General features: G+C 66.4%; 25 protein-coding genes, 1 tRNA gene and 2 pseudogenes. 10 read left to right on the top strand and 18 right to left on the bottom strand.

Going from position 1 to position 23,882, the window contains the following annotated elements; translation table 11 throughout:
* Window positions 1–146: 146 nt before the first annotated feature.
* Entirely contained in the window at window positions 147–944 is a 798-nt protein-coding gene (locus AB0C16_RS00900; RefSeq protein WP_357677426.1) for a phosphatase PAP2 family protein, read from the bottom strand.
* A 107-nt stretch (window positions 945–1,051) separates the two neighbouring features.
* Here AB0C16_RS00900 and AB0C16_RS00905 point away from each other — a divergent pair.
* Both AB0C16_RS00905 and AB0C16_RS00910 read left to right on the top strand, forming a co-directional pair.
* Window positions 1,052–1,369 (top strand): annotated as a pseudogene (locus AB0C16_RS00905) (transposase); the annotation flags it as partial.
* Window positions 1,370–1,558: 189 nt separating this feature from the next.
* On the top strand, window positions 1,559–2,539 hold the full coding sequence (locus AB0C16_RS00910; protein WP_357677428.1) for a pyridoxal-phosphate dependent enzyme: 981 nt from the start codon (window positions 1,559–1,561) through the stop codon (window positions 2,537–2,539).
* Between the two features lie 185 nt (window positions 2,540–2,724).
* Here the strand turns inward: AB0C16_RS00910 and AB0C16_RS00915 are convergent, their stop codons facing one another.
* The 3 genes from AB0C16_RS00915 to AB0C16_RS00925 all read right to left on the bottom strand — a co-directional run bounded on the left by AB0C16_RS00915 (window position 2,725) and on the right by AB0C16_RS00925 (window position 4,348).
* Window positions 2,725–3,183: an N-acetyltransferase gene (locus tag AB0C16_RS00915; protein WP_357677430.1), complete on the bottom strand. Its 459-nt coding sequence runs from the start codon at window positions 3,181–3,183 to the stop codon at window positions 2,725–2,727.
* Between the two features lie 64 nt (window positions 3,184–3,247).
* Window positions 3,248–3,853, bottom strand: coding sequence for a hypothetical protein (locus AB0C16_RS00920; RefSeq protein ID WP_357677431.1), 606 nt, complete (start codon window positions 3,851–3,853; stop codon window positions 3,248–3,250).
* A gap of 87 nt (window positions 3,854–3,940) precedes the next feature.
* Window positions 3,941–4,348, bottom strand: coding sequence for a hypothetical protein (locus AB0C16_RS00925; protein ID WP_357677433.1), 408 nt, complete (start codon window positions 4,346–4,348; stop codon window positions 3,941–3,943).
* A 594-nt stretch (window positions 4,349–4,942) separates the two neighbouring features.
* On the opposite strand from AB0C16_RS00925, the gene AB0C16_RS00930 reads away from it, so the two are divergent.
* Window positions 4,943–5,176 carry a hypothetical protein gene (locus AB0C16_RS00930; RefSeq protein WP_357677435.1) on the top strand — a complete coding sequence of 78 codons (234 nt, stop codon included), beginning with the start codon at window positions 4,943–4,945 and terminating at the stop codon, window positions 5,174–5,176.
* Window positions 5,173–5,595: a PIN domain-containing protein gene (locus tag AB0C16_RS00935; protein WP_357677437.1), complete on the top strand. Its 423-nt coding sequence runs from the start codon at window positions 5,173–5,175 to the stop codon at window positions 5,593–5,595. Before AB0C16_RS00930 ends, AB0C16_RS00935 begins: the two co-directional genes overlap by 4 nt.
* A 60-nt stretch (window positions 5,596–5,655) precedes the next feature.
* Here AB0C16_RS00935 and AB0C16_RS00940 read toward each other — a convergent pair whose 3' ends face one another.
* The 3 genes from AB0C16_RS00940 to AB0C16_RS00950 form a co-directional block, all read right to left on the bottom strand.
* A complete protein-coding gene (locus tag AB0C16_RS00940) occupies window positions 5,656–6,165 on the bottom strand; it encodes a hypothetical protein (RefSeq protein WP_357677439.1) in 510 nt (169 codons plus the stop codon).
* 132 nt (window positions 6,166–6,297) lie between these two features.
* On the bottom strand, window positions 6,298–6,912 hold the full coding sequence (locus AB0C16_RS00945; protein WP_357677440.1) for a GNAT family protein: 615 nt from the start codon (window positions 6,910–6,912) through the stop codon (window positions 6,298–6,300).
* Between the two features lie 669 nt (window positions 6,913–7,581).
* Window positions 7,582–7,731, bottom strand: coding sequence for a hypothetical protein (locus AB0C16_RS00950; protein ID WP_357677442.1), 150 nt, complete (start codon window positions 7,729–7,731; stop codon window positions 7,582–7,584).
* Between the two features lie 288 nt (window positions 7,732–8,019).
* Between AB0C16_RS00950 and AB0C16_RS00955 the strand changes: the two genes are divergently transcribed.
* Window positions 8,020–8,478, top strand: a complete 459-nt coding sequence (locus AB0C16_RS00955; protein WP_357677444.1) for an FtsK/SpoIIIE domain-containing protein — start codon at window positions 8,020–8,022, stop codon at window positions 8,476–8,478.
* Window positions 8,479–9,087: 609 nt separating this feature from the next.
* Here the strand turns inward: AB0C16_RS00955 and AB0C16_RS00960 are convergent.
* The 5 genes from AB0C16_RS00960 to AB0C16_RS00980 all read right to left on the bottom strand — a co-directional run bounded on the left by AB0C16_RS00960 (window position 9,088) and on the right by AB0C16_RS00980 (window position 13,839).
* Window positions 9,088–9,576, bottom strand: a complete 489-nt coding sequence (locus tag AB0C16_RS00960) for a hypothetical protein (RefSeq protein ID WP_357677446.1) — start codon at window positions 9,574–9,576, stop codon at window positions 9,088–9,090.
* Window positions 9,577–10,261: 685 nt separating this feature from the next.
* The gene (locus AB0C16_RS00965; protein WP_357677448.1) at window positions 10,262–11,278 is read right to left on the bottom strand and encodes a hypothetical protein; all 1,017 of its coding nucleotides are present in this window, start codon (window positions 11,276–11,278) and stop codon (window positions 10,262–10,264) included.
* Entirely contained in the window at window positions 11,275–11,796 is a 522-nt protein-coding gene (locus tag AB0C16_RS00970) for an RNA polymerase sigma factor (protein WP_357677450.1), read from the bottom strand. The genes AB0C16_RS00965 and AB0C16_RS00970 overlap by 4 nt, the downstream gene beginning before the upstream one ends.
* Before the next feature lie 743 nt (window positions 11,797–12,539).
* Window positions 12,540–12,953, bottom strand: a complete 414-nt coding sequence (locus tag AB0C16_RS00975; RefSeq protein ID WP_357677452.1) for a hypothetical protein — start codon at window positions 12,951–12,953, stop codon at window positions 12,540–12,542.
* 322 nt (window positions 12,954–13,275) lie between these two features.
* On the bottom strand, window positions 13,276–13,839 hold the full coding sequence (locus tag AB0C16_RS00980) for a GNAT family N-acetyltransferase (protein WP_357677454.1): 564 nt from the start codon (window positions 13,837–13,839) through the stop codon (window positions 13,276–13,278).
* A gap of 352 nt (window positions 13,840–14,191) precedes the next feature.
* Here AB0C16_RS00980 and AB0C16_RS00985 point away from each other — a divergent pair, with 352 nt between their 5' ends.
* Window positions 14,192–14,848 (top strand): hypothetical protein, encoded by a 657-nt coding sequence (locus AB0C16_RS00985; RefSeq protein WP_357677456.1) that lies wholly within the window; start codon window positions 14,192–14,194, stop codon window positions 14,846–14,848.
* An 835-nt stretch (window positions 14,849–15,683) separates the two neighbouring features.
* On the opposite strand, the gene AB0C16_RS00990 is transcribed toward AB0C16_RS00985, so the two are convergent.
* The gene (locus AB0C16_RS00990; RefSeq protein ID WP_357677458.1) at window positions 15,684–15,929 is read right to left on the bottom strand and encodes a hypothetical protein; all 246 of its coding nucleotides are present in this window, start codon (window positions 15,927–15,929) and stop codon (window positions 15,684–15,686) included.
* A 590-nt stretch (window positions 15,930–16,519) separates the two neighbouring features.
* Between AB0C16_RS00990 and AB0C16_RS00995 the strand changes: the two are divergent.
* Window positions 16,520–17,224: pseudogene (locus AB0C16_RS00995) on the top strand (replication initiator); the annotation flags it as partial.
* Between the two features lie 113 nt (window positions 17,225–17,337).
* Here AB0C16_RS00995 and AB0C16_RS01000 read toward each other — a convergent pair.
* Window positions 17,338–17,422 (bottom strand) — tRNA-Tyr (locus tag AB0C16_RS01000).
* An 87-nt stretch (window positions 17,423–17,509) separates the two neighbouring features.
* Window positions 17,510–17,788: a sulfotransferase gene (locus AB0C16_RS01005; protein ID WP_357677461.1), complete on the bottom strand. Its 279-nt coding sequence runs from the start codon at window positions 17,786–17,788 to the stop codon at window positions 17,510–17,512.
* 333 nt (window positions 17,789–18,121) lie between these two features.
* Here AB0C16_RS01005 and AB0C16_RS01010 point away from each other — a divergent pair, with 333 nt between their 5' ends.
* On the top strand, window positions 18,122–18,622 hold the full coding sequence (locus tag AB0C16_RS01010) for a YajQ family cyclic di-GMP-binding protein (RefSeq protein ID WP_357677463.1): 501 nt from the start codon (window positions 18,122–18,124) through the stop codon (window positions 18,620–18,622).
* Between the two features lie 95 nt (window positions 18,623–18,717).
* On the opposite strand, the gene AB0C16_RS01015 is transcribed toward AB0C16_RS01010, so the two are convergent.
* On the bottom strand, window positions 18,718–19,569 hold the full coding sequence (locus AB0C16_RS01015) for a patatin-like phospholipase family protein (protein ID WP_357677465.1): 852 nt from the start codon (window positions 19,567–19,569) through the stop codon (window positions 18,718–18,720).
* Between the two features lie 144 nt (window positions 19,570–19,713).
* On the opposite strand from AB0C16_RS01015, the gene AB0C16_RS01020 reads away from it, so the two are divergent.
* Window positions 19,714–20,184, top strand: coding sequence for an NUDIX domain-containing protein (locus AB0C16_RS01020; protein ID WP_357677468.1), 471 nt, complete (start codon window positions 19,714–19,716; stop codon window positions 20,182–20,184).
* Here the strand turns inward: AB0C16_RS01020 and AB0C16_RS01025 are convergent.
* Window positions 20,159–21,646, bottom strand: coding sequence for a hypothetical protein (locus AB0C16_RS01025; protein ID WP_357677470.1), 1,488 nt, complete (start codon window positions 21,644–21,646; stop codon window positions 20,159–20,161). The genes AB0C16_RS01020 and AB0C16_RS01025 overlap by 26 nt on opposite strands.
* 97 nt (window positions 21,647–21,743) lie before the next feature.
* Between AB0C16_RS01025 and AB0C16_RS01030 the strand changes: the two genes are divergently transcribed.
* Window positions 21,744–22,904, top strand: a complete 1,161-nt coding sequence (locus AB0C16_RS01030) for an OmpA family protein (protein ID WP_357677472.1) — start codon at window positions 21,744–21,746, stop codon at window positions 22,902–22,904.
* A gap of 113 nt (window positions 22,905–23,017) precedes the next feature.
* Here AB0C16_RS01030 and htpX read toward each other — a convergent pair whose 3' ends face one another.
* A complete protein-coding gene (gene htpX, locus AB0C16_RS01035) occupies window positions 23,018–23,869 on the bottom strand; it encodes a zinc metalloprotease HtpX (protein ID WP_357677474.1) in 852 nt (283 codons plus the stop codon).
* Window positions 23,870–23,882: the final 13 nt, after the last annotated feature.

Genomic DNA, 23,882 nt, shown 5'->3' on the forward strand with positions numbered 1-23,882 from the left:
TTCCACCCGCACCGCAGCCATGTCTCGTGGCTACAGGGTTCATGATCATTGCACGTATATCGCACGGAGCTTGTTCTTGAAACGGCGATCGTGAGGTGAGCAAGCAGCCGGGCGGCACCGGTTTTCCTGCGGCTGTCCGCAGGGGCTCAAATCCGAGCACGCCGGCGCTCGGCCAGGTGGCCCCACGCTGATACGACAGCGATGGAGACGAGCAGCAACACGGCGCTTCCGGCGATGTCGAGCACATAGTGGTTCCCTGTGATGAGCACGACTGCGACCATACCCAGCGGAAAGATCCACGCCAGCAACGCCAATCGCGGATGGGAGGCCCGCAGCGCGTACCACACGGCATACGCGCACCACAACGACCATCCCACGTGCATGCTGGGCATCGCCGAATACAGGTTCTGGCCGTTCTCGACCTCTCGTGAGGCATGGCCGCCCAGGATGTCGTGCTCGGCAATGATGTCGACGACGCCCGGTAGGGCGAACCGCGGGGGCGACATGGGCAGCGCCCAGAAGACGGGCAGCACGAGGACGCTCATCGCGATGAGGGTCCGGCGGACCTTGGCGTAGACATCGGCGTGCCGGACGAAGACCCACACCAGCACACCGATGATCACGAGGTAGTACAGGCGGTAGTAGTACACCGCCGGCTGGATGAGGGCTGGATGCTCGGTCAGCCACTGGTTCGCCCTCAGGGCGATGTCCAGGTGGAGGGCCCGTTCTATGGATTGCAGGGCCAGAGCGTTGGCGGTGGCGGCTGCGACGTCCTTCCCGGCGGCGGCATGAAGCCGTGAGAAGAGCAGGATCACGAGCAGCAGACCGGCCACTTCGACCAGCGGGGCGGGGCGCCGCCCACCCATTCTCCCGACAAGTGCGGTTGAGCGGGCACGCGCCACCAGGCGCGATAACGGGCCGGCGGCCACCTCACGCGAGCTCACGCGGGTCACACTAACTCACTCCGCTTCGGCATGGATCATGTCACAGCCGATGAATGCGGTGCGGGCTGAAGGCCGGCCATGCCGGCACGAGAACCACGGCGGATGGCGGCATCCGCGACCGGGTACGGCTCCGCGAGCCCCAGCGAGTCACGTCGCATTCGTGGAGCTTCCACCAGTTCGGGAGGTTCATCGCCTACAAGGCACGCCGGGCCGGGGTCGCCGTGATCCATGTGGATGCGGCCTACACCTCCCAGTCCTGCTCGGCGTGCGGGCATGTCGATAAGAGGAACCGGCCGAGCCAGGAAATTTCCACCTGTACGTCGTGCGGCTTTGCTGAGCACGCCGATGTCAACGCGGCCCGTAACATCGCCTCGCGCGGTGTCGCGGGCTGGGCAGTGAGTCACGCTGCCGACGACGCGGCCTGAACCGTCGAAACCATCGACGGCGAGGAGCTGGAAGCTCGGTCCCTTCAGGACCGAGAAGCTGACTAGTTGGTGACGCAGGTGCTGATCAGGCCAACTCGCCTCACGTCACTGGCCGACTGTGGCGGGCCCTCGACGCTGGGGATTTTCCCTCCTCGAGAGGTGTACTGCGGTGGCGCTACGCTGCTTGTCATGCGGGAGACGCGCCTCGACACTGCTCGGATCCGGGCGGCTCGCCGGGTAATCGACCCGATTTTTCTCGACACTCCGCTGTACCGCTGCGAGGCGCTGGAGCCCGACCTCGGGTGCACGGTGAGCATCAAGCTCGAAACGGCGAACCCGGTCCGCAGCTTCAAGGCCCGCGGCACCGAGGTAGTCGCGAGCCTGCTCGTCGACAATGGCTCGCGAGCCGTGGTGTGCGCCAGCGCGGGCAACCTTGGCCAGGCCCTCGCTTGGTCCGGTCGCGGCCGGGGGCTCGACGTCACCGTCGTGGCATCCCGCTTTGCGCCTGCGGCCAAGCTTGATCGCATCCGCGCATTGGACGCCAGGTTGGAGCTGGTGGACGGCGACTTCGACATGGCTCGCGAGCGGGCGGCGGCCGTCGCGGGATACCACGGCATCCGGCTGGTCGAAGACAGCCTGGACATCGAGACCTGCGAGGGCGCGGCGACCATCGGCCTGGAACTGGTGGACACCGTGCCGTCGTTCGACGCCGTCCTGATCGCTCTCGGCGGCGGGGCGCTGGCCACCGGTGTGGGTCATGTGGTGAAGGCCTGGGCGCCCGAAGTCGAGGTGATCTGCATCCAGCCGCTGGGCGCACCGGCGATGACACACTCGTGGCGTCAACGGCGCGTCGTCACCACCGACTCGACCAACACCATCGCTGACGGCGTCGCCGGCCGGCGTCCCATCCCGGCCGTCCTGGACGACCTCCTCCTGGTCGCTGACGACGCCGTCCTGGTCCAGGAGGCGTCGATCATCGCCGGTATGCGGATGCTCCTCGACCATGCCGGCCTCGTCGTCGAACCGTCGGCCGCGCTCGGCATCGCGGCGATCCTCGAAGACCGTGACCGCTTCGCCGGCCGACACGTAGTCACCATCGTGTGCGGCAGCAACGTCGACGTAGACGCCTATCACCGCTGGGTCGGTCCGGCTCCCGTCCACAAGCCTTGACTATTGCTCGTTTTGAGCCAGCGTGTGGTCTGCCCTGAAGGCAGCCGGCCACGGCCCGACCGATGCTGCCGACTAGTGCTCTGACCGGAACGTTCACCGGGGTGGTGCGTTCGGCTGTGTGGCGGGTGTTGAAATGCGCGGAGTCCCGCAGAGGCCGATGTGGTTCCCTGCGGGATGATGTGGTCTCAGCGCGGGTGATAGTTGAGCGTCCCGAGGGGCCAATGCGTGGACAGCCAGGCTGTCACGGCTTCATACAAGGGCACGTCCAGTTCGGCTCGATCGGCCCGGACCCAGGAGGCCACGTCAGCGTCGTGCTCCTCGCTGGGGGAGGGATAGATGTAGACGCATCCGATCACCTCGCCGCTGGCCGTCTCGAGGACGGTGTAGGTGAATCCGCGGCGCTGAGCGAAGTCGTTCGCGTGGCGCTGCAGGTCGGCGAGGTTCGCTTCCAGGGTCATGCCGCCCACGGGAGGCCATCCTCCGTCCGGGAAGCCCGGGGTCGCGCGGATGTGCTCGATGCTGCTGGTCCAGGCAGCGTGGTCGGCAGGGTTGTGCTGGGGGCCCAGAGGTTCCAGACGGAACTGTGGGGTGACCAGGTACGGGGGGACGGCGAAGTCGTCGGGGACGAGGGCATGGTCGTTCATGAGGCCGAGGCTATGAGGCTGAGCTCATGGGTTGCATCTGGATTGCTCCCGCCCCTCGCGCCGCTCACCAACCGGTCTGGTCATCGTCTGGCACGCCCGCCACGGTCACACCATCGCCGACGTAGTCGCCGAGCACCGCCGCCGCGCCCCGTGGTACCGCACCAAAACCCAGCCCAGCTTCGACGACATAGAGCCGGGCCAGCACCGGCAGGCACACCGCGCGTGGCAGGAACGGCAGCGCCACCACGATCCCGAGCGTGACGAAGCACGTGCCCCGGCTGGTCTTCTTCGTCCCGGTGGCCGACCCGTCGTACTGCCAGAACGCGCCATGCACCTTCCTACCCGAGCGGCGCGTCACGCTGTCGTCGATCGCCACGATGATCGGCGTGCCGGGCTCGATGAGGGTGGCCAGGATGAGCCGGCCGGCACCAGGCCGACATGGTCGATGCACCACACCGCGCGGGAGAAGAAACGGTGCGCGCGTTCGTGCCGCCAGCAGGTGTTCATCCCGGCGCCGACCAGCATCCCGGTGACGGTACGAAGCCGGGTACAGGCCACCAAACCCGTGGCCAACGTCGCGAACACCGGGAAGGTGGAGGGAAGAGAAACAGCGCCGGAACTCTGCCAGCAGGCCCTGCCAGGTTGCCGGTATGGTCGGAACCGGAGACATCGGCGGACACCCTCCTGCGGGAGACGGTGGTTGAAGACCGCCGATGTTTCCGCATGTCAAGGCGCCCGTTCAGGGCAGATGATCAGATCATGGGCCGTGCTTGACCAAGCGCTCGGAACCTGTCTCGATGTCCGTCCCGAGCCGCGGCATCGCCACGATCTCAAGATCGCCAGAATGGCCGAAGTCGAGATACATCGTCGAGGTGGACGCCAGATAGACGCCTTCATCCAGCAGGGAGAAGTACACCGTCGCGGGAGATGCATCGGCGAATCGCTCGTTCAACACCGTGCGGACGTGGTCGCGTTCGGCTTGTGACAGCGCGGATGGGTGCGGTTTTCGTGGCGTGACCGGGCGGGTGGGGGCAGGGCCCTGGCGGTTCTTGCGGTACCAGTTGGCCTGCGGTACTCCGGCCGCCTGGCACGCCTTGCGTCGCCCGAGCAGCGGGGTGAGTTCTTCGATCGCCTCAGCCTGGGCACTCTCGATAATCTGGCTCACCGCTCGCCCCGAGCTGTCGGGTTCTCGCTGCTGGTGGCGAGCTGATCCAGCAGCGCGAAGAGCATTCCCTGCACCTCGACCACCTGGCGGATCTTGCCGAGCTCGGCACGCAGCCGCCCGACCTCCCCTCCAGCGCGTCGATCTTCTTGTCCCGCGGATCGGCTTTCGGGCGGCCGACCGGCCGGGCCAGCGCCTGCTCGGCGCCGTGGTCACGGGCCGTTCTCCAACTGGAGATCAGCGAGGAGTACAGACCTTCACGGCGCAGCAGCGCGCCCTTGCCGGCCTTGTCGAGCCCCGTCGCAGGATCCGGGCCTTGTAAGCGGCGGTGTAGCGGCGTGCCGTGGCTCGCTCGCGCACCTGGGGGTCATGGATCGGTGGATCCTGTTCACTTGCTCCCACGAAGGGATGTCTCCTTCCCCACCCTCAGCACAGAGTTTCATGCCTGTTTGCTACCTCTGTCTATTTTGACAGGGAGGGCTCCGCTACGCGCTTGACCTGCAGCGATGCCTGCCCGCTCCGTCTCGGCCAGCAAGATCATTACACGCATATTGCACAGCTCGGAATCGATCGGTTCCAGCACGTAGAATCAGAAGCATGACGGCTGCCGCCCCTGAAGAGTACGAGGACCTGCATCGGCTGGTCGACCAGCTCACCGGAGAGCAGCTCCAGGAGATCCGCGCGCACACGCTGCGGCTGGTTCACTCCTCTGAGCACGCCGACAGCGAACCATGGCCTCCGGCGTTCTTCGGCTCCGTCCGTGCCGGCCGCTCGGACCTAGCCGCCCGTACCGAGGAAATTCTTGCTGAGGGCTTCGGGCGCGAGGAGTGATCGTCGTCGACACCGGCCCGCTGGTGGCCGCCGCACTCGCTGACGATGCCCATCATGAACGCTGTGTCCGCGAGTTCCAGCGCCTCCATGACGCGCGTAACGATCTCCTCGTCCCTAGCCTCGTCGCAGCGGAAGTCTGCTACATGATTTCTCGATTCGGCGGCGCTGCGCCGGAGGCTGCGTTTCTCCGCGCTCTTGAGTCGGACGTCTTCACGCTCGTCGAGCTGACCAAGCGTGACCTCTCCAGAGTTGCCGCGCTGGTCGAACAGTATGCGGACTTCCCACTCGGCGCAGTTGACGCCTCGGTCGTCGCTATAGCAGAGCGCCTGAAGGTCAACGAGGTGTTCACGCTCGACGTACGCCATTTCGCGGCGGTCCGGCCAGCTCACGTGGGCGCCTTCACCCTGCTCCCCGCATAGCCCATCCATCGGTGCGGCACCACCACCAAGCCCTCGGTCCCTACAGCTCCGAGGTCATGACTAGCCTGGGATCCACCAGCAGTAGAGCAGTTGATCGCTTTCCTTGGCCCGCCGTGCAAGAGCGACGAGCTCATTGACCAGGTCAACCACGTCGTCACCCTCGTGAAAGCTGGAGAGAGGTTCAACCGTCCATCGCCGGGCCACCTCAGGCAGGCGGGCGTCATCGACCTCGGCGAGCGCGTCTCGGGAGATCACCGATAGTTGCTCGATCTCCGGTCCCTCTTTATAAGGAGAGTCTTCCGGCAGGGCCAACCACTCGTCTTCGGTCTTCGGCGCTCCTTCGGGCGGCGGATACAAGGTGACGGTCTCGACCATGTCGTTCGAGTAGGGGACGCCCTTGATGACGGCCACGAGGTTGCCGAGGGATCCGTTGGGATCGACCCACTTGGTTTCCACGACATCGAACAATGGAGCGTCGGGCAGAGGTTTAGCTGGTGCCCGTAACTCGTCCGGCCGCCACGTTGCGGTGGCGGTATCGGGGGCACGGTAGTAGTCGTGCATCGCGCTCATTTGTGCGCTCCTATAGACGAGGACATGATCGTGAATGCTCCCGGCCGCTGGACGGTGGCCCTTATACGTTCGTGTGGGTGGACGCGCTGATGCAGAAGGTGCGCGGGATGATCAGGCTTCCACCTCTGCCATCTACGGCCCTTCGTCCGTACGGTCATCATCCCGGAGCCGGAGCGCCCCTGCCGGAGGCACTGTTCTTTGATGGTGTCGGCTGCTGTTGTGTCCGTCAGACCATTCGCTGTCGAGGATGCTGAAGAGGGCGGAGTCTCGCCAGCCGTCGCGCAACTTGGCGGTGTGGCGGAGATGGCCTTCATGCGTCATCCCGAGTTTCTTCAGGATGGCTGCGGAGGCGGCGTTTCGCGGATCGCAGGTGGCGTAGATGCGGTGCATTCCGAGTTGGTGGAAGCCGATGTGCAGGAGTTGCCGGCCGATGGCGGTGCCCAGACCACGGCCCCAGATACGAGGGTGGGTGAGGTACTGGATTTCGCCTTGGGCGTGATGGAGGCTGCGGATGCGGAACTCCCCCATCCCGATGACCTCGTCGTCACGGAGGGCTGCGTAGGCGAAACGTGTTTGTGGCTCTTCCCGCCATGCGGCAACGGCTGCTGCCACGAACTCACGCGTCTGAGTGAGGGAGTTTGGTCCCCATGCCTGGTACCGGCAGACCTCGGGGAGGCTGGCCCAGGAATGGACGGCGTCGACATCGATGGGCCGGAGCTGCCGGAGTCGGACTTCGGGATGGCTCATGATCTGAATCATGCCGGTTGTTTGAGATGGCGAGATTCCATGGTGTCTCATCCTTGGCGCGACCCGATTTCGGGCGCGGACGAGAACGGCCTTCGGGCCGCACGTTTGCTCCGGCGATCAGGACTTGGGGATCACGTTCCAGGCATGCGATCATCAAGCTCATGACATCGACCAGAAAGGGCCATGCCGCGTAGGCGCCCTTCCGAGGTCCGTACGCGAAGACCGGCGTGCGGGACCCACAGATCTTTGATCCATCATGTTCCCGGGCTCGGCCGTCGCCCTATGGCGGCGGTGATCGCTCTCGAGCACACCCAGATGTGGCCGGGCGCGGTGGCGGCGGCCTTGGCGGCTTGGCAAGAGGCGGCCCTTGTGGGGACCGCCGACCGCCTCTTCCGCCGGTGCGAGTGCGATGCGTGCCGCGGAGATGCGCCCCGCTGGCGGCTTCAACAGGCTCTCGTCACCTTACCCGCGTGGGCCAGACCGTATCTGTACGCCTTGGTCCTCCCCGTCGACCGGTATTACCTGCGTCGAACCTCACCAGCTCTGCCCACGTCGCCTGATTCTGATTGGGCATGGTGGCAACGACGGCTCCCGTGGAGATCCGAGCATGTAGAGGCGGAGGTATAGAGCGGGTTCAGGCGGCGCGGCAACCCCAGCCGGAGCGTTCGCTCAGTACGGCGCGGCAGGTGTACGGCGGCCGGCCCGCAGTCCCGCGCCGTCCGGGACCGGCCCCCAGGCCGCACGCCCGGACGGCGGGCGGGCGGTGGGCCGGGGTGCGGCGGCGCGCCGCGCCGCCGCCTTGACCAGCGGCACTGGCAACCCGTCATAATCGTCTCGGGTCTCGGCCGTCACCTCCGGGGCCGCGACTACCTGCCCACACTCGGCAAGGTCACCTGCACCTCGTGGGCCGATCAGGTCACCGTGCGCATGCTCAAAGGGCAAGCGGTCAAGAACTGGGCCGACCGCACCGACCACCTCGCCCAAGGCTTCGGCGCTACTTCCTGCCGGGTGGCTCTGTCTCAAGCCGGTCGACTCACGCTGACCTTCCCGCGCAGCGATCCACTCTCCGAGCCTCTGCCAGCGCTCGCCATACCGGAGGAACCAACCGTGGGGCCGGTCGAGATCGGCCGGGGTGAGGACGGGCGGCCGTGGCGGCTCAAGGTGCACGGCACCCATGTCCTCGTCGCGGGTGCGACCGGGGCCGGCAAGGGGTCGATCATCTGGTCCGTCATCCGCTCCCTACTCCCCTCCGTCCACGCCGGCCTGGTCGAGTTGTGGGCTCTGGACCCCAAGCTGATGCACCTGTCCTATGGAGGCGCCCTCTTCGGCACCCGGTACGCCCCCACGCCTGAGGAGTGTGCCGACCTGCTGGACGAGGTCGTCTGCGTCATGCAGAAGCGGGCGGCTCGCTTCGCCGGGCTCCAGCGCTCCCACACACCTACCGTCGATGATCCATTCGTCCTGGTCGTAGTGGATGAGGTGGCGTTCCTGACCGCCTACCAATCCGACCGGCAACTCCGGCAGTCTCGCTCTGGCTCAACGGCGGTGTACCGGCTCCGGAGGTAGCGGCCCGAGCCAGCCACGGTGTGGATGTCCTGCTGCGTGTCTATGCCAAGCTCTCCGGCGGGGGCGCTCCGGCTCCGAGATGATCGCCGCTTGAGCCTGAGGTCCGCAGGTGGCTGAGGTGGAAGCCTGATCATCCCGTCTGCCGTCGACCCGGGACAAGCCGAGCAGACCAGGGCCATGGGGCCAAGGTCGTTCTTCCAGTGGGGAGCTCCACCTTGACCCCAGGGCCCTGGCCCGCTTCCCCTTCGGGCGGGTCGACGGCAGACGGGATGATCAAGCAGAGGGGTTGCTGTGCGTCCGCACGGAGATATGCCGGTCGCGTCGCAGCAGACGTCATATCCGCTGTGCCGAGGACACTCCACCTCGGGGGAAGCAGGGCAGAAGTAGATGTCAGGGCATCCGCAGTCATGGAAGTCTGGGAGCGGATTCGGGAGGATGTGCGTCACCCGACCGGCATGGCCGACGGGCGCAGGCGCGCTCCAACCGGCTGCACGAAGATCCGAAATATGCGCGGAATGGTTCTAGCGATGCTCGGGTCGAGGCAAGCAGCGTTGCAGGTCAAGGCTCGCCGAGTCGGAAATAGCAAGATCCACTTTTAATGAGGCAGCTTCAGCACAGGAGTTCGCCGTCCTCTGCGACGTCACCGTAGGAGGCGGAGATGTCGATGCCGTATCCCTCGACGCCGTCAACGCTGTGCCCTCCGACCGAGAGGAACGCTGTGGCCTCTCCGATCTTCCTGGTGTAACAGATGTCCTCCGAGGGCTCTTCGGTGACGACCGGCCGCCATCCATCGGCCCTGGCTGCCGTCTCGTAGAAGGAGGTGTACTCCTCCCGGGTGCCGGGGAATTCGTAGAAGTTCCCCGCGTAGGGGAACGGGTCGTCCGGGAAGCATCCGGTGTACCCGTCCTGGGCGACGGCTTTCTTCGGGTGGGCAGTGAGGATCTTCTGTGCTGCCAGCACCGGGATCAGGTCTTCCTCATCGGAAGTGCACTGCGAACCGGTGAACGCCATCAGGGTCATGTACGCAAGCCCACCCAGCAGGAGAGCCGTTACCGCCAAACCAGCGATGGTCTTCATGAACCCGGAGCGGACTTTCATGGCCGGAGCGTACCGAAACTGATCAAGGTCAAAAGGCGCTGAGACAGGAGTCTGTCGGTTGCAGCCGTGCCCGATGGAAAGGGAACAAGGGGGAATGGCGGAGAGTCACGGGGAGCGAGATCAGCACCGTGAGCTGCGTCTCCCTTGGTTGCCCAAGATCGGCATGCGTCTTTGCAAGCAAGACGTCAACTCTGGCTCTTCCCGCAGGAGGGGTGCGTGCGTCCGCACGGGGAGCAACCGGTGATCGCCGTGCCAGATTCGTGCCAGATGCCACGGGAAAACAGGGGTAACACACGGGTGATCAACGAGAGAGGCCCGTCACCGCGTTTCCGCTGGTGACGGGCCTCTTCCCGCTGGTGTGGCAGGTGCAAGGTTCGAACTTGCGCAGGCTGAGCCGACGGTTTTACAGAGGATCCTAGATTTTGGGAAACTCTGCCCTTGACCTGGCCATACTCCTGTGGCGCTGCGTCTCGGCCGTGGATCATCCCACGCATATCCCGGATCTTGTAGCGTCGTCACCGTTCTTGACGGTACATCACCAACGAGGGACCAAGCGGTTCCAGCGTTCGGCTTCCTCGGGCCGGCCAGTTTCCCTCCATCGTGCTCGATCACCTGCGACGCGGCCTCCCCGAACAGCCCGGACGCGCGCTCCGTGCTCGCCGGGCCGCAATCCAGTGCGCGTGTTCTAGAGCCGGGCCGTACAGCGGACACATTTGGTAGGCGGCACCGGCCGCACATCGCTCCAGCCCGCCTTCCTTACGATCTCGGCGCCGTAGTCAACGCCCTCGGGAGCCAGCCATTGCCTCCCGAGCAATTGGCCAGTCCTGCGGTCGATCACGATCTGCCCTACGACCTGCCCCGCCTTGTATTGGAGGGCCAGCCCGTCGAGCCCGAACGTCCCGGGAATGTCGTCGACCACCTTGATGCCCGGCGCGTTCGCCAGGAGAAGGTAGGCGGCAGCCCTGGTGCCAGGCGTCGCCGGTGAGGTGATGAGCCGCGAGGCAGCCCCCTCGAGCCATGGCTCACGCTCGGCAGCCACCTGAGGGTTGTAGCTTTCCAGCAGCCGTGCCCTGAGCGCCGCCGGATCCTTGGGGAGGCTCCGCAGCTCCGTCAGCGTCGGCTTAAGCCCATCGGCGAGCTCCAGCCCCAAATCCAGATCAACCGAGGAGTATGCGGGCATGTTCTTGTCGCACCCCCGCGCGGGGCACAGCTTAGGGGAACCGTCCCGTCGCCACGCTTTCAGGCCCTCGGCCGTATACGGCTTCGACGACACTGGCTCGTGCCAGCCGTAGACCTCGCGGTTGGGCCCGAAGGCGAGGACCTCCATGGCCCGTTCCTCGACCTTGTAGCCATAACCGTTCTTCGTCCGCATGACGTGCTCGGTGTCTCGTCGCCAGTAGCGGCCCTTCGCCTCCGGTGTCGCCGCCAGCCTGACGGCCGCAGCTTCCAGTTTCTGCATGGGCGTGACCGCGACCGGCTCCACCACAGGTCGAGGTACGAAGGCCACCACCGCGCCGACCACGAGCGCGACGGCCGCCGCGACGAGCGCCATCCCTGTCCACGACCTTTCGCCCGCCCGCGCCATGGACACAGGGGGTACCTGTGTAGCTGCGAGTACCCGCTCCCGCGCCGCCGCCAGTTGGTCGGCCGACGGGGGCGGCACATCGGGCATCACCGAGTCGATGACCTGAAACTCGTTCATCCCAACACCTCACGCAGCTTGGTCCTGGCCCTGCTCAACCGGGACGCGACCGTCCCTGAGGCGATCCTGAGCGCCGCCGCCACCTCGTCATAGCCCAACCCGCCGTACGCGATGAGGAGCACCACGTCGCGCTCCCCCTTCGACAGCCGCGCCAGCGCCCCGGCCAGCCGGTCGACCGTCACGCTCGCGCTGAGCCTGTCCACGATCCGCTGGTCGTGTCCTTCGTCGTCAGGTGGCGGCCCTGTCCTGGCCATGGCGCGGTACCTGCGCACCTCGGCGCGCCGGTGGCGGCCGATGAGGTTGGTCGCGATGCCGTACAGCCACGGCCTGACCCCGCCCACGGCCGAGTCGAAGCGTTCGCGTTGCCTGAAGGCGATGAGGAACGTCTCCGCGGCGAGGTCCTCGGCCACATCGGGGTCGAGCCTGCGCCCGATGTAGCGCCGGATCTCCTCGTAATGGGCTTCGAAGACAGCCTCGAAGACGTCGGGAGCAGTGATCACACCCTTGTTTGCCCGCAAGCATGCGATTCTTCCAGGAAATCTTGAATAGTTGTCGCAGAGAAATTGTGCCCGGACACAAGCCCAAGAACGTGCTGGCCGCGCCGGCCCTCCCGCGCTGCGCATGCGGCCTGGCGGCCGTTCCCGTGCCAGGGTGCACGCGAGAACAGCCCGCCGCACAAGCCATCGCCGAACCGGTCAAACCCGCCGACCAAGCACCGCGCCGCCACCCATCCAGGCCAGTCTCTTTGCACCACGCCGCTTCAAGCCAGCGTCCGGCGGCGGCCTCAGACGCCGGAACGATCACGACCGACACCGGGATAGTCAGTGGCGGGGAGCGTGGTACCAGTGGTGATTATGGTCAGGTGATGCAGATCCTCAGGCGAGTCGCCACCCCATCCATGAGCATGGCTGGACACGCGCAGACGAACCCGGGCTCAACAACAATGGGAAGCTTGATCGGCGGGTGGCTCAGGAACTGCGGAGGGACGCCGAAGCCGCCACGGGGTTGCTTGACCGAAGCTCCCGTAGGTCGCCCGTGCCGCCGGATACTCCAACAGCGGCGCGGTAGTGGGCCAGGTCTGCCGGAAAGCCAGTACGGGCCGGGCATGGGACCGCAGACTACGGCTGCGGTGGTGGTTTTACAGCCCGTGACCTTTACAGCCGAGAAATAGCCTCCGACCTGCGGCTTGAGTACACCCGGCGGCATCGGTGTCCGTGATCATTGCACGCATATGGCACAGGCAGGCGCAAGCGCTCGGCGCTCAATCCGAGTAGTACTCCGCGTACCAACGTGACCTCGACTCCACGGAGAAGCCCTCGAAGTCGCCGGCCCCCTCACACAGCAGGAGGTAATCCAGCGCCGCCAACGCCTCCGGCGAGTTCGTCGCGGTGAGATACGCCTTGGTTTCCTCAAGTCCAGCGCCGCAGAGCAACTGAACATCGACAGAGAAGCCAGCATCCCAACTCGACCGCTTGGCATCCCAGATCGTCAGCACATCGTCCAGATAGCCCGCATTGAACAGCTGCACGCAGCAGAGCTTCATCAATTCGGTGTCGCCCTCGTCCTGCGCGCTTCGCTCCAGCACCGCCTCGGTTCTCAACGTCTCTCGAATCTCGTCAAGATCAGCCCCAGACGGTCGAAGACCATAGCGTCGCAGGCTCTCATCCTCGTCCACGCCCCCTCCCTATGAGGCACGCAACCCAAACTCTGATTATCACTGGGCGAGGCCTTCGCATCGTGGTCGCTCGCGCGAGCGCACAGCCTGCCCGCCTGATCATCCCGTCTGCCGTCGACCCGCCCGAAGGGGAAGCGGGCCAGGGCCACGGGTCAAGGGTGGAGCGCCCCACTGGACGAACGACCCTTGACCCGTGGCCCTGGTCTGCTCGGCTTGTCCCGGGTCGGTGGGCGGGATGATCAGGCTTCCACCTCAGCCACCTACGGACCTCAATCCCGGCACGGCGATCATCCCGGAGCCAGAGTGCCCCCGCCGGAGGCTTCTAGGAGGCGAGCCGATCGGTGGTGGGACGGTTGTCGGCAAGGATTCGGACGATGTCAGGACCCCATGTGTACTCGACGACGGGTAGTTCGAATCCGGCGGGGAAGCGTTCCATGAACTCTTTGGTGGGATGGCCGCCGAGGCGCCGGTAGAAGGTGATCGCGGCGACGTTGTCGCGCAACACCTCCAGATAGACCGTCTTGTCAGGATGTTGCTCGGAGGCCCAGCCAAAAGCGTGGTAAACGAGTTGGCGGCCGATGCCGGACTGCTTGCGCTCCGGCTGGACGTGCAGGTTGTCGAGCAAGATGCGCCCGTCGGTTCCGACGGCGAGATAGGCGAACCCCAGAAGGGCGTTGCCATCGACGGTAACAAGCAGGCAGCGGGTGTGATCCTGTTCCGCGGTGACAGTGGCGAGCCGCGTGCTCCACATGGCCTTGCGTTCGTGGAGCAGGGGCCCATTCAGGTAGCTGGCGGGCATGATCTCGGCGTAGGCGGTTAGCCAGCTACGAGTGTGGAGCTCTGCGATGTGCTCGGCGTCGTCTTTGGTTCCGGATCTGATGTGCATGGCGTAGAGGTTGGCATAGTCGCTGATAGAGCCGTTAGTCGCCGGGAGCGCCTTCTTGAGGCCGAGTGGTCAATTGGAGCAGAGCGGCTTGCGTCGATCCGAGGTATCAGCAGGTCACGTAACGGTCGGCTGAGGGCGGCCTAGCGGCGGCGTGCCGCTGGAGTCGGTGGGCGACGTTGGATATGGCGGGGCCGCGCTACGGCGATGCCCCGCGCGGCGCTCGCGCCGTGACCGGCCCCCAGGCCGCATGCGCGGCGCGGGAGCGCCGGCGCGGGGCGTACGGCGGCGCGGTGCGCCGCCGGCTTGACTTGACAGGTTGGCATGCCGCGAGAAAGGGGAGGAGGGAGCTCAGATGTTCACGGCATGGGGTGACGAATCTGGATCAAGCCACCGGCTGGACCCAGGAACTTACATGATGGCTGCTGCAATGGGAGAACCAGACAAGATTGAGGGCATACGTGACGCAATGGGCGGCCTTCTTCTCCGAGGGCAGAGGAAGGTTCACTGGCGTGATGAAGCACCCAATCGCAGGGTGATGCTCATCGACGCGATAGCCGACTTGCCCGTCGAGGGCTTCGTAGTGGTGCGGTCCGCTGGAGTACAGGACCGCGCTGAAAGACTGCGGAGGAAGTGCCTTGAGCTGCTCTTGCTCGAACTGAGCGCTCTTGGATGCGGTCACCTAGTACTTGAGTCAAGAGGCCCTGCTGACGACAAACGTGATCGCATGATGTTGGAGAACATGCGGCGAATCAAGCAGATTGACTCGACACTCCGGTTAGCCCACGAGCCCGGGCCGAGTGACCCGATGCTGTGGATTCCTGACGTCATCTGTGGCGCAGTAGGCCAAGCACGGGTGGGTGAGGCGAAGTACCTCGATAAGATCGAGTCAAGACTCACGGTCAAGGTGCTCGACGAGACACAAGTGGCCGAAAAAGCCGCAAGCCCCGGGCTCTGTCGTCCGGCAGGATCTCCCGAGGCTCACTTTCAGACCTCACCGCAGTGGGTCTGACTACGAGTTCAATCTATCTACCAACTTGCAAACGGTCAACCTAGAATGTGGGTTCAGCTGCATGATCGCGCACGTCAGAACGGTGCATGGGTGCTGCCCTACCTAGTCTCAAGACATCATGTCAGCAGCCTCCCGAGCTTCCGCCCTGCAACGAGTCGATCACAGCATTGATGTCCTCCTGAGGGTCTACGCCAAGTACATCGACAGCCACCAGGACATCTCCAACGAGCAGACTGGCGACGCTCTAGCTGTACTCAGCATGACCACGCACCAGCCACACCCAGAACCCCGCCCCGCACCGAGGGTCTACCGCATGGCCGCGTTCTCGCTGAATCCGGCGTTCTACCTGGGGAAACACGATCAAGATCATTGCACGCATATTGGTGGACCAGCCACAACAGCCCGCTCACGGCGGCATCCGGCTGCATACCCCTGAAAGGCAGAAGAGGCCCCGTAGGGCCTCTGAGCTGCACTTACTGCGTGTGGCAGGTGCAAGGTTCGAACTTGCGTAGGCTGAGCCGACGGTTTTACAGCGGGCCGACGTTCCTGACTGCATCAGGCCTCTGACCTCGGGGTACGGCTCTCGCCTTTCCCCTACCAGGGAAGACCATCCCGCGTATATCCCGCGAGGCAGAGCCAGCCACGATCGCCCCTGGAGCCTGCGGATTACAGCTTCTACCTGACGAGGAAGAACAGCATGCGGATTAAAGCTCGGACGATCATGGTTCCGGCAGTTCAATGCAGGTCAACGGGCATACGCGGTCTAGCCTGAACGCCTCTGGATCACCCTGAACTGCAACCCCCACGGCTCAGGCTGCGCTCCTCATACTCCCTATCATGTGACCAGGTTCAGGAGGAGCAACAACAGTCCTGCGGGGAGTAGGACGGCCGCAAGCAAGATCTTTACAGGGCGCGGTACCTTCGCTTGCCATACCTTCCATGCGCCGATCAGCATCCCCCAGCCGACCGTGGCGGGTAAGTCGATGATGGCGCCGACGATCTCGACGACCTTGTTTCCTTTTGCGGTCTTCTTCTGCGCGGATAAGTCGACCTGGTCGTAACGAGACGGGATGTAGTCCACACAACAAGCGTATGTCGCGCGCACTGAGAATCGGCGGGTTGCTGCATGACGGTGGGCCGGGGCTGAGGAAACGAAGCCCTGGACCGTCGCCCCCAGCCACTTAAGGCGGCCAGCCACAGGCGGGCGATCGTAAGTGCGATACCAGCTACCGACGGCTTTACAGGGCGTCACCCGTTCTGATGCCCGACAGCCTCTGACCTGCGGTGCAGCCATGCGGCGTACGGCCTACCTCAGAGATCATTCCGCGTATTCTCCGGATCATGGGGGACGGCATCTCTCCTGCTGATTCGGGCCTCGGCATGGAGCTGGACCGCAACAACCCTGCTCAGTGAGCCGTGCTGAGGAACGAAGTACGGATCGTCGATCGCCCCCAGCAATCTACGGCGGCCAACCATGCAGTGGCGATCGTAGGGCTGCATCTGTGCGGCGACGTGGCAACCCCGGTCGACGCGTTCGGCAACTACGGCGGGACCGGCGTGCGGTGCCCGGCCCGGTGCCCCGCCGCCGCCCGGGACCGGCCCCCAGGCCGCACGCCCGGACGGCGGGCGGGCGGAGGGCCGGGGGTACGGCGGCACGCCGCGCCGCCGCTTGACATCGTCACCGGCAAGGCCGAAATCATCGACGTGCCATGTGGAGCCGTTCTCGATAGCAAGTGCCCGCCGTGTGCCAAGCGCAATCGGCAGCTCCGCGTGGCCCAGTGCCGTGAGGGGTGGCATCTGGAAGCGGAACCGGCGATCACGCTGGACGAGCCGAACGAGGAACAGCGCTGGCTAGTCGAGTTCCGCGCCGATATGCAGGCCAAGCGGGATGCCGGCGAACAGGCCGGCGACGACACCACCGATCTGGACGCGGTCCTGTCCGGCCTGGACGAGGAGATCAACTCCGCTGGGATGCGGGGCAGCGTCACCGGATCCGCGGTGCCCAAGCGCACCCGATCGACGCGGCGGCGGCAGGACGCGCCAGACCTGCCCAAACGCAAGATGACCAACACCACCCTTGGACGCACTTTCACCGACTCCGAGGGCAAGACCTACCGGCCGTCGCTGTTCGTCACGCTCACCCTGCCGAGTTACGGCAAGGTCCGTGACGGCGTCCCGGTCGATCCGGAGACCTACGACTACCGGGGCGCTGCTCGGGACGCGCTGCACTTCTCCAAGCTCGTAGATCGGTTCGTGCAGAACCTTCGCCGAGTGGCGGGCTATGACGTGCAGTACTTCGCGGCTGTCGAGCCTCAGAAGCGGCTGGCTCCACACCTGCATATGGCCATCCGGGGCACCCTGCCGCGTGCGGAGATCCATCCCGTGTATATCCCGTGACTGGCGACAAACGGCCGCTCAGGGCTGCCCATGGCTGCACACCCCCGAAACGCAGAAGAGGCCCCGTAGGGCCTCTGAGCTGCGCTAACTGCTGGTGGCAGGTGCAAGGTTCGAACTTGCGTAGGCTGAGCCGACGGTTTTACAGACCGCTCCCTTTGGCCACTCGGGCAACCTGCCTCGTCATCCACTCTCGTGGCGACAGACAGAAGAATAGCGGACTTCCGAGGTACACGTGACACCGGTTTGTCCCGCGCCGGATCTTGGTTACCCACTCCGCCGGAACAGCAGCGACACAACCGCGGCCTGGGCGTTCCTCGAGAACTCTGCGGCATCGTTGACCTGCGGGAACGGCTCGTCCGGCACCGGCGTGCCGAGGAACTCACAGAGCGGCTCCCAGCCCACCGTGACCTGGTAGACGAGCAGCCGTCCGGGCGGGATCGACGCCTTGACCTCGTCGATCTGGGCGGTCAACACCTTGAGGGCGTGCTCGGGATCTCCCAGGTGGCCGCCGAAGACCTGCTCTCCGGTGATCAGCTGGGTCATCCTGGTCAGCGCCGCCCAGCCGGGCGTCCAGGAGGGCCGACACGCGGGTCATCGTCCGGCCCGGCAGGGTGTCGCCCTGGGCGACCTGCTGGAAGATGGTGGCCATCATGCTGGCTGGCCTCAGCTCAGGATCTCGGGCCACAAGGATGATCTTGGTCACCGGCTCACACGCGATCATCCGTCAGCGTACAGGGGCGAGCAAGGGCCTGCCGTCCTGCACGTTGGCGCGATGCTGGCTAGGCTCGTTTGCTGGGGTTCGTGTTCACGGGGACGCGTTCGTGGTCCGCGAGACCTGGAGCCGGGCACCGCATACATGCGTTCGCAGCTGAGAGGATGTGCGCTTTGGCCGATTCATCTTTCGACATCGTCAGCAAGATCGACCGCCAGGAGGTCGACAACGCGCTGAACCAGACGGTCAAGGAGATCGGACACCGCTTCGACTTCAAGGGCACCGGGGCGAGCATCAGCTGGTCCGGTCAGGAGAACATCGAGATCAAGGCGAACAGCGAGGAGCGGGCCGAGGCCGCGCTCGACGTGTTCAAGGAGAAGGTGGTCAAGCGGGGCCTCTCCCTGAAGATCCTCGACGCTGGTGAGCCCAAGCTGTCCGGCAAGGAATACCGCATGCTGGTGAGCCTGAAGGAGGGCATCGACCAGGAGAACGCCAAGAAGATCTCCAAGATGATCCGCGACGAGGGACCCAAGGGCATCAAGGCCCAGATCCAGGGCGAGGAGCTCCGGGTCAGCTCGAAGAAGAAGGACGACCTCCAGGACGTCATCTCCCTGCTCAAGGGCAAGGATCTCGACATCGCCCTGCAGTTCGTCAACTACCGTTAGCCGACTCTCTTGGCAGGTCGGCGGAGGGCAGCTCGGGGCACAGGGGCGCTCGTCTCCGCTGTGCCCCGACAATCACTCAGGTAATGATCGGGTAATCAAACGCGCCAGACCTGAGCGATCCGGGAAGCCACCCGGTCGGCCTGGGCGCGGCCTGCTCGGGCGGCTGGGCCACGGCGGGCCGGGTCGAGCATGCCGCCGAGACCTTTCCCGACGACCTGCTTCCAGGTGTCCGGCTCGGGCTCGACGAGGACCGCCTCGGTGCCGGGGCCCAGCTCGGCGAGCTGGTCGGGGACACTTCTCATGACTCCGCCACCACGGGTCACGGGCGCGAGCACGACGACGCGGTCGTAGCCGGCGGCCAGGTCGATGTTGGCCGGCGAGCACATGCCGCCGTCGATGTATCGACGGCCGCCGATGGTGGCCGGGGGTCGGGTGCCCGGTCCCGCGGTGCTGGCCGCGACGCAGTCCACCAGGTCCGCCCCTCTCGCGGCGTCGAAGGTGGCGCGCTGGCCGGTCTCGGCGTCCACAGCGGTGATCACCAGCGGCCGGCGCGGCCATTCGCGGATGTCGCCGAGCCAGCGGGCGATCTCCGCTCGGCGTTCGGCCTCCGGCGGGGTCTTGGCGTTCAGGGCGATCTTGCCCATCCGGGCGCCGAACTCGGCCATGGTCTTCGACCGGCTCAGCGTCCACAGCAGGCGTACCAGGCCGAACGGGTGTGGCTTGGGGGTGCGCTCGCCGTCCGGTGGCGCGAGCTGCCTGCCGTACAGCTGCTCGAGGTCTGTGCCGGCGGCCAGTTGGGCGGCCACCACGGCTCCGGCGGAGGTGCCGATCATCAGGTCGGCGTCGTTCAGGTCGACGCCGTGCTCAGCCAGGCCTGCCAGGACGCCGATCTCCCACGCGATGCCGACGTACCCGCCGCCGCCCAGCACCAGGGCTCTGCCTGCCATCGCTGATCCTTCTCGTCCTGCCTCAAAGGAGGCTCGGATGGTACGACTGTATAGGGTACGAATGTACTAACGGCCTTCGGTCATGGCGAGACCTCATCCGGAGTCGATGCCACGGGACCGCCTCGGCGTCCGTAAGCTCGACGTGTGACGAAGATCCCCTTGCGCAGGTTCACGGCACGTGCGCTGCCCATCGACGACGACGGACGGGTCCTGCTGCTCCACGGGTTCGATCCCGCGGAGCCCGGCAGACGCTACTGGTTCACCATCGGCGGGGCGCTGGAGGAAGGGGAGACGCTCCAGGAGGCCGCCGCGCGCGAGTTGCACGAAGAGGTGGGGATCAGGGCTCCCGCCGACGAGTTCACCGGCCCGTACGGCACGACCACGATCGAGTTCTTCTTCGACCAGTACGCGATCGTCCAGGACCAGACGTTCTTCGCGGTCCGGGTCGGCCGGGTGGAGGTCTCGTTCGAGCACATGGAGGAGATCGAGAAGGCGACCACGATCGAGCACCGGTGGTGGAGTGCGGAGGAACTGGACGCCACGGCCGAGGCCTTCTTCCCGGAGGATCTGGCGTCCATCCTGCGCAAGATCACTGGGGGCGGAGCACCCGCGTAGCGCCGGCGATCAGGGCCGTGGCCAGGATCCAGCCCGAGACGACCAGCCCGTACGCCAGCCCCTGCGTCCATCCCGCGGGGTCGAACAACTCCCGCTGCCCGAAGGCCGGCAGCGGGAGCAGCAGGTCGAAGGTGTAGGCGAAGGCATCGAAAACGGGGCTTTCGTCCGGCTTCAGCGCGCGCGGCGGGTTGAAGCTGAACGCCGCGGTGCCGGCCAGCAGCAGGATCCCGAACCACACACCGGCCAGCCAGGGGCGATAGCCGTACCCGACCGTGGCGTCGAGCAGCCGGCCCCACACCCGCCAGCCGCGGCCCTGCGTGCGCCGTCTGGCGCGAAGCTTGGCGAGCTGGGTGCGGCGGGCGAGCGCGTCGTTTCCGTCACGGAGATACCAGGCTGCCAGTTGCTCGTACGGCTGCGGGCGGAAGCCCTCCGGATCACGATCGACCCAGCCGATCCTGCGGGCGACGCCGCTGCCGCGCAACCGGTCGTAGGTCAGGCCGTTCAGGCGGAGTTTGTCGGGCCAGGTGTCCGGGTCGTCCTGCAAGGTGCTGAAACGCGAGTGGGCGAGGCTGACCACGCCCTCGATGGGTTCGGCCGGTCTGAGATAGAACTCGCGGGCCTCCATGTGGCTGGCGTGCAGCGCGTACGACGTGTCGGGGCTGCGTACGACGCCCCTGAGCGCGAACATGCTGCCGATCCGGGCGCCGCGCAGCCGCAGGCAGCCCAGGGCGGTGAAGCCGCCGGTGCACTGCAGGGTGTCCTCGACGACCATGTTGTCGGCGGTGAGGGCGTTCTTGCCGGGATTGCGGAGGGTCGCGCCCTCGAAGATGAGATCTCCGTTGAGCCTGGCGCCGACCAGGCGGACACCGCCGGTGAAGTCGGCGTTCTTCAGGTTCGCCCCGGCTTCGACCACCATCGAGCCCGCGTAGAGGGCCCACTCGTCGTCGGCGGTCACCTTGGTGCCGGTCAGCCAGAGCCCGCTCTCGAACTGGGCGCGGGCGATGCGGACGGTGCCGGTGATGTTCGAGCCGGACAGGCTGAGGTGCCCGGCGACCCGCATCCCGCCGCCGCTGAACCCGGGTAAGGCGCAGTCGGTCAGCCGGACCGTGCGGGTGGTCGTACCTGTGAGCTGGACGGGTTCGTCCAGGTGGCAGCCGCTGAGCACGAGCTCGTGCTCCACGTTGCCGCCCAGGATCGTGAGCGGGCCGGTGATCCTGGCGCCACGCAGCCGTATCGCGGGGACCACGCCGGCGCCCGGGTCGTGGGCGCCGAGCAGCAGCGACGTGATCACCTTGGCCCGGATGGTCCGCTCGGGGCCCCATGTGTCGCCGTCCGTTGGCGCGTTCTCCCCGGCTGGACGGCCGACGCCGCTCTTGACCGGAGCCAACTCCACGAACTCACCGGTGGGAAAGGCGTCCCAGAGCCTGCGCTCGGCCGCGCTCAGTCGTGGAGGTCGTCCCATGCCCGAGATTCTGGCGCAGGCTTGGCGGCTATGCGGGTTCTGAAGGTCAATCTCCTAGCATCGGTGCTCCTGTGGTCGATTCTCCCGGAGGTCTGATATGCGACTCGCGGTCGCGATCACCGTCACAGTGGTGGTCGCCATGCTCGCCTCGTGCGGGCTCATGCCTGAGCGTCCGGTCGCCGGCGGGGGCGAGGAACGGCAGCAGCCCTCCTCCCAGGTCACCGGCTCCGCGCCCACGCCGACTCCTGGCGCGACCACCGGCGGGCCCGAGCCGACGAGCTGCCCGAACGGCCGGCTCATCCCGGCGGTCGAGATCCCCGCCGTGCACGCGGACCCGGTGCTGATCCCGGAGGCGAAGATCGGCGGCGAGGTCATCCCGGCGGTGACCATCCCCGGGGTGGACATCCCGGCGCAGCGGGTGCCCGCGCAGTGCACCGAGATCAAGCCCGCACCCGGTGGATGCCTGGGTGCGGCGTCGATCCCGCCGACGATGATCCCCGGGGTGGAGATCCCGCCCGTCGAGATCCCCGGCGTGGACGCGGGCGGGATCAAGCTCGCGCCCGTCCGCGCCGAGGGCGGCAAAGCCGAGGCACAGTACGCCGAGGGGGTTTCGACTCCCGAGGTGTGCCAGGTCAAGCCCAAGGACGGCGGGCTGGTGCCCTTCGTGATCCGGCCGTTCCTCGTCCGGCCCTTCCTCGTCCGCCCCTTCCTGGTGCGGCGGTTCCTCATCCGGCCCTCGGCGTGCAACGCGCAGCGCGAGTGCATCCCGGCCGTGGAGGTGCCGGGATTGAGCGTGCCCGGGGTGAACGTCCCGGGCGTGGACATCCCGGGGGCGGAGCTGAAGTCGTACGAGATCGGCAAGAGTGAGGTATACGAAGGGGACGGCTCGATCGCCTACAACATCAAGGCGGACGTGCTCTTCGACTTCGACAGCGCCACGATCAAGCCCGGCGCGGTGGCCGCGCTCAAGCAGATCGCCGGGCAGATCACCGCGAAGGGGGCCAACGGGGCGCCCATCCGGGTCGACGGCCACACCGACGCCAAGGGCGACGACTCCCACAACCAGCCCCTTTCCGAACGGCGCGCCCAGGCCGTCGTCGACTGGCTGGCCACCAAGGGCGGCATCCAGAGATCGCTGCTCAGGGCCACGGGGTACGGCGAGAGCAAGCCGGTCGTGCCGAACACCAAGGCGGACGGGAGTGACGATCCGGCGGGCCGGGCGAAGAACCGGCGGGTGGTCATCTCGGTCGCGACGTGACCTCCATCGGACGTGACGTCTGGCGGCGCGGCCCTCTGGCGGTGCGATGCTCTGGCGGCGCGTCCCTATGGCGGCGCGATCCTCTGGCTCGCCCGGCTCGGCGGTGCGATCCTCTAGCGGCGGTAGCCGGCCATGCGCTCGAGCCGGGCCACCCGCTCGGACGTGGGTGGGTGCGACGAGAACAGGCGGCCGAAGCCTGAGCCGCTGAACGGGTTGGCGATCATCATGTGGGAGGCCGAGGTGAGGCGGCTGTTCTCGGGAAGGGGCAGCCGGCGGGCACCCATCTCGATCTTGCGCAGCGCCGAGGCCAGCGCGAGCGGGTCGCCGGTCAGCATGGCTCCCGACTCGTCGGCCTGGTATTCCCGCGTACGGGAGATCGCCATCTGAACCATGCCCGCCGCGACTGGTCCGAGCAACATCATGAGCAGCGCGCCCAGGAAACCGGGGCCCTCGTCGTCGTCGGAGCCGCCGAAGAAGACGGCCACGTAGCTGAGCCAGGTGATCATCGTGGCCAGGGCGCCGGCCACGGAGGAGATCAGGATGTCGCGGTTGTACACGTGAGACAGCTCGTGCCCGATCACCCCGCGCAGCTCCCGCTCGTCGAGCAACCGCGTCAGCCCGTACGTCACGCAGATGGCGGCCTGGCGGGGGGTCCGGCCGGTGGCGAACGCGTTGGGCTGGACGGTCGGCGAGATGTAGAGGCGCGGCATCGGCTGGCGAGCCTGGGTGGAGAGCTCGCGCACGATGCGGTAGAGGGTGGGCTGCTCGACCTCGCTCACCGGGCGTGCCCGCATGGCGGACAGCGCGATCCGGTCGGAGAAGAAGTACGCGAAGCCGTTGCCGGCCACGGCCAGCACGAACGCGATCTGCAGGCCGGTGCTGCCGCCCAGCCACGCGCCCACCGCGAGGATAAGCGCTGACAGTCCGCCGAGCAGGACGGCGGTGCGCAGACCGTTGTGGTGCAAGGTTCCCCCCTTC

Origin of the sequence: Nonomuraea sp. NPDC048916, assembly GCF_040649575.1 — a bacterium.
Classification (GTDB): Bacteria; Actinomycetota; Actinomycetes; order Streptosporangiales; family Streptosporangiaceae; genus Nonomuraea.

What these genes read in the sequence shown, in the direction of transcription:
- AB0C16_RS01030 (WP_357677472.1), top strand. Translation starts at nt 21,744, where the DNA reads ATGCGACTCGCGGTCGCGATCACCGTCACAGTGGTGGTCGCCATGCTC.
- AB0C16_RS00945 (WP_357677440.1), bottom strand. Translation starts at nt 6,912, where the DNA reads ATGAGCCATCCCGAAGTCCGACTCCGGCAGCTCCGGCCCATCGATGTC.
- AB0C16_RS00930 (WP_357677435.1), top strand. Translation starts at nt 4,943, where the DNA reads ATGACGGCTGCCGCCCCTGAAGAGTACGAGGACCTGCATCGGCTGGTC.
- AB0C16_RS00985 (WP_357677456.1), top strand. Translation starts at nt 14,192, where the DNA reads ATGTTCACGGCATGGGGTGACGAATCTGGATCAAGCCACCGGCTGGAC.
- AB0C16_RS00965 (WP_357677448.1), bottom strand. Translation starts at nt 11,278, where the DNA reads ATGAACGAGTTTCAGGTCATCGACTCGGTGATGCCCGATGTGCCGCCC.
- AB0C16_RS01010 (WP_357677463.1), top strand. Translation starts at nt 18,122, where the DNA reads ATGTGCGCTTTGGCCGATTCATCTTTCGACATCGTCAGCAAGATCGAC.
- AB0C16_RS00920 (WP_357677431.1), bottom strand. Translation starts at nt 3,853, where the DNA reads ATGTCTCCGGTTCCGACCATACCGGCAACCTGGCAGGGCCTGCTGGCA.
- AB0C16_RS00960 (WP_357677446.1), bottom strand. Translation starts at nt 9,576, where the DNA reads ATGAAAGTCCGCTCCGGGTTCATGAAGACCATCGCTGGTTTGGCGGTA.
- AB0C16_RS01005 (WP_357677461.1), bottom strand. Translation starts at nt 17,788, where the DNA reads ATGACCCAGCTGATCACCGGAGAGCAGGTCTTCGGCGGCCACCTGGGA.
- AB0C16_RS00940 (WP_357677439.1), bottom strand. Translation starts at nt 6,165, where the DNA reads ATGAGCGCGATGCACGACTACTACCGTGCCCCCGATACCGCCACCGCA.
- AB0C16_RS01015 (WP_357677465.1), bottom strand. Translation starts at nt 19,569, where the DNA reads ATGGCAGGCAGAGCCCTGGTGCTGGGCGGCGGCGGGTACGTCGGCATC.
- AB0C16_RS00980 (WP_357677454.1), bottom strand. Translation starts at nt 13,839, where the DNA reads ATGCACATCAGATCCGGAACCAAAGACGACGCCGAGCACATCGCAGAG.
- AB0C16_RS00915 (WP_357677430.1), bottom strand. Translation starts at nt 3,183, where the DNA reads ATGAACGACCATGCCCTCGTCCCCGACGACTTCGCCGTCCCCCCGTAC.
- AB0C16_RS00910 (WP_357677428.1), top strand. Translation starts at nt 1,559, where the DNA reads ATGCGGGAGACGCGCCTCGACACTGCTCGGATCCGGGCGGCTCGCCGG.
- AB0C16_RS01025 (WP_357677470.1), bottom strand. Translation starts at nt 21,646, where the DNA reads ATGGGACGACCTCCACGACTGAGCGCGGCCGAGCGCAGGCTCTGGGAC.